This is a genomic window from Nocardiopsis chromatogenes YIM 90109, assembly GCF_000341185.1.
Classification (GTDB): domain Bacteria; phylum Actinomycetota; class Actinomycetes; order Streptosporangiales; family Streptosporangiaceae; genus Nocardiopsis_A; species Nocardiopsis_A chromatogenes.
Map to the genome: position 1 here is coordinate 1 of NZ_ANBH01000268.1, position 438 is coordinate 438.

General features: G+C 78.1%; 1 protein-coding gene. It reads right to left on the reverse strand.

Features of this window, described 5'->3' with window-relative positions; genetic code table 11:
- Positions 1 to 438: molybdopterin cofactor-binding domain-containing protein (locus D476_RS34420; protein WP_040726978.1), on the reverse strand; the 438-nt coding region annotated here is incomplete at both ends.

The window sequence follows — 438 nt, forward strand, 5'->3', positions numbered from 1 at the left end:
GAACGAACCGGGGCCGGGCACCGGGCCGCTGTCCCCGGTTTCCACCCGCACCTGGTCGGCGTCGAGGTCCAGCTCATCGCGCACGACCCGGGCCAGGACGGTGCGCACGCCGGTGCCGATGTCCTGGGTGGCGGTGCGCACCACCACGCACCCGTCCTCCACCACCAGCTCCACCTGGGCGCTCGGGTCGAGCAGGTAGGGCCAGTTGGAGGCGGCCACGCCCACGCCGCGCCGGAACCGGCCGGTGCGCGACCCGCGTTCGCGGCCGCGCCACATCGGCAGGGCGGCGGCGCGCTCGTACAGGGCGGCCCGCTTGGGGTTGCCGTCCCAGCGCCTCCGCAGCGCGATCGGGTCCTCGCCCAGGCGCAGCGCCATCTCGTCGACCGCCTGCTCCAGCGCCCAGGCCAGCGGCGGGGGGGGGGGGGGGGGGGGGGGGGG